Here is a 3,087-nt window from a genome sequence, read left to right as displayed (position 1 = left end):
TGTAAACATCTAGCTGCTGGCTTAGGTTTAATTATGATGCTCGATAGGTTCCGCAAGTTATAATAAAGTACGCTCGTTAAATCGTTTCTTACTCATGATGAATTCCCCCTTACTGCTTATCCCAGTATACAAAAAGGTACCCACAGCCTAAACACTTTTTTCAAAGTGCAGTCTGTGGGTACCAGTTTACTCTCTAGCGTTTCTTTGTTTGTGAAATAATCATAATCATGATAAAAATATGCATTGAATAGAAAAACAAACTATGCTGGTCTTGAACTCCATCTCTATATAGCAGGGAATGCACAATACCACAGATTGCTAAAGTTATTCCAACGTAAGCCAATTTGATTGCAGTTGTGAGTTTTTTTAAAAAAGAATTTTGAAAGGAATAGGACGATAAACGTTATAGCAGTGATGGCAGTCATTATAATCAGAAAGGGTATTAACATTTATTCGCCCCCAATTCGTTTAAGAATTTGAAGTCACATTAACCCATGGCACAGGGAGCCAGTGAATATTTATCGTGCACCCATTGCCATCGTTTTTTGTAGGACAAAACCATAAAGCACCGAAACCTGCAACCGCCGACCAAAAGGTGTTCCTTTTTACTTTAATTACGAACGTTATTGCTTCACCGGTACAAAAAACATACGTGTTTTCCGACTAATACGATAGTGGAGTGTATAACATAAAGCGCAAAGACTTGCATGGCGCAGGACAGATTGTTAAGTCATTAAAATGATTGGAGGTATGTACGTTTAACGAACAAACAAGAATATTGTCAAAGGTGCTCTTGTTTGTTTTTTTGCATTTTTTACCATAGCCTTTATTAGGCGATTTTGACCCTGACTGACCTTGTGAATAACACCCTCCCCTAAAAAGGAGGGCATTAAAGCCCTATGGTTCCACAGAATCCGTCATAAGTATAAATTGAACAAGGTTGAAGACAAATAAAATCAGTAGGAATATTACAATCGTCCAAATGATTTTTTTCATTCTTGATTTCTTTTTGTCGTTGTTTTCCATATGATAAGAACACCTCCTGTAATCAATATATCAAACAACGAGCGACTTTATGAATCATCGCTCGTTGTTTGATGTGTATTAGAATCTCATGAATTTATACAATTCCTTCGTCATTATTTTTCCGATGCCCTCAACAATAATATGGAGAGTCAAGTCTCCATAAATATTGGCGTGACCTCCAGTCCTATCATCATTCACTACAGCATGAGACTTTTTATCATTATGTTCCCAAGAAGTTCCTGGATGGAAGCCATAATAACCACTATCGGTTTTAGGAGTACCAATAATTTTATCATCCTTGTTAGAGACTTCAGCAATTACAAACGCTTTCATCCAAGATATACCAAGGTCGTTCCACGTCTCCTCGAATATTTTAGTGCGCGTACCTGAATCCGCAAATGTTTGAACAGGGTTTGTCTGTTGATATTCTACGACCGTAGCGTTTTGTTGCGGCAACGCAGTCAAGTCATTGAAGTAGTTCAACAGTGCCGCGTACTCATCAACTGAGTTCACAATGATAGCCCCGTTGTTTGATGAGTGCAATTTGTTTGTTGAATTCGTTTGCGCGGCTGCTGAGTAACCAGTTTCTTTATTCACTTCCGCATAACTACTAAATTTGCCTGCATACTTTGACAAATACTCAGACGGTACTATATCCCGTACAGACACCTGCTGTTGTGATAAAGAGATTGACCCCTTAGCTGGAGTCGCTGCCGCTTCTGCCCTTGCAGAGAGGGCAAATAAGCTGGGCGTGAATACTGCAAACGCCATACTTATGTAACCGTCAAGTACTTTTGAGCAGATTCCGCTAAATAATTTTCAACACCTAGACATTTCCAAATATGGTTTCTCGATGCTTGAGGCGAAAGCTGTCTCCACTCATCTTTATGACCTCACTCTTATGCAAGATCCGATCGAGAATGGCTGTCGTGATGGCCGGATCTCCAAGCAGCTCACCCCAATCTTCTGGTCCCTTGTTTGAGGTCAAGATAATCGAGGCTTGACCATAGAGCTTATTCACAAACTGAAAGAATAGATTCGATTCGCTTTTCTCCATGGCCATGAACATCAGATCGTCGATGATCACCAGATCAGATCCCAAAATACGCTTCATTCGAGTCTGTGATGTCCGTGCAATCTCTTGTGTCTTCAGCAGATGGATCAGGTTGTCCATGGCGACAAAGCTAACCCGGTGACCTCGTTCCAACGCCTCCATCCCCAACCCCACTGAGAGATGGGTTTTTCCTACCCCAGGCGGGCCCAAGAGTATTAAATTGTAGGTGTGCTCCAGCCAGAGCAGTTCCCGCAGCTGTTCCATGTGCCGTTTGCTGAGGGATTGCTGTTCTTCCAATCGAAAGTCGTCTAGCGATTTGATGAATGGGAACGAAGCCCATTTCATCCGTTTGGCTCGCTGTTTTTCCTCCCGCCTCCGCAGCTCATGCCCCAGGAGATGGTGCAAGAATTGCCCACAGCTCCAGTCCTTGGACTCAGCGTCCAACAGACTCTCTTCCAAGATGTGTGCCGCCTCGGTCATATTCAGCGTGCCCATCCATTGTTTCAACTCACCCGTGGTTGTTGCCACCCTTATCCACCTCCTAAGATGCGTTCGTAAGTCTTGAACTCCCGTATTTGGGGTTTGGCTTTCAGTTTAGCCGCATCCACTTGAACGAGCAGCTTTATGTCGCTCTGAGTCGGCTTCTCGACCGATTGCCGTTGCGCTTGTTCTGTGAAATGGCTTGCGGCATCCGCAAAGTCTGCAGCACAATACAAGCTGTGCTTTAAGCAGTAAGCCAGCGCCTGGTCAACCGTCTTAGCATTAGCCTTCGATATGCTCTTCTCGATCGCCTGCAATTGATCCCGGATATATCGCGGCTTGAGCTTCCGAATTTCCTCAAGGTAACGTCGGGCTTTGCCTGTATCCGTAAATTGTTCTGCCACATGATCGACATAAGCCTGAACGCCCTTTGACCGATCCCGACCGTGATTATTGTTACGAATGAGTTCACCTTTGCTGTGAAGACACAGCTGATGATCTGCCAGGATTTGTCCGGAGTCTTCCTC

The 3,087-nt window shown here is 43.4% G+C and carries 2 protein-coding genes and 1 pseudogene; all 3 read right to left on the bottom strand.

The annotated features are described in order from the left end of the window. Positions 1-1,104: 1,104 nt before the first annotated feature. The gene (locus ABD76_RS21360; protein ID WP_197259123.1) at positions 1,105-1,797 is read right to left on the bottom strand and encodes a hypothetical protein; all 693 of its coding nucleotides are present in this window, start codon (positions 1,795-1,797) and stop codon (positions 1,105-1,107) included. Positions 1,798-1,852: 55 nt separating this feature from the next. Beyond that, complete coding sequence (istB, locus tag ABD76_RS21355; RefSeq protein WP_197259122.1) at positions 1,853-2,608, bottom strand: IS21-like element helper ATPase IstB; 756 nt, start codon at positions 2,606-2,608, stop codon at positions 1,853-1,855. A 2-nt stretch (positions 2,609-2,610) separates the two neighbouring features. Continuing rightward, positions 2,611-3,087, bottom strand: a pseudogene (locus ABD76_RS21350) (IS21 family transposase); the annotation flags it as partial.

This window comes from Paenibacillus dendritiformis, from assembly GCF_015845845.1.
Lineage (GTDB): Bacteria > Bacillota > Bacilli > Paenibacillales > Paenibacillaceae > Paenibacillus_B > Paenibacillus_B dendritiformis_C.
This window is presented reverse-complemented; position numbering and strand designations above follow the sequence as displayed.

Bases quoted from the DNA above. Each gene is read 5' to 3' on its own strand.
- ABD76_RS21360 (WP_197259123.1), bottom strand. From the start codon at position 1,797: ATGGCGTTTGCAGTATTCACGCCCAGCTTATTTGCCCTCTCTGCAAGG.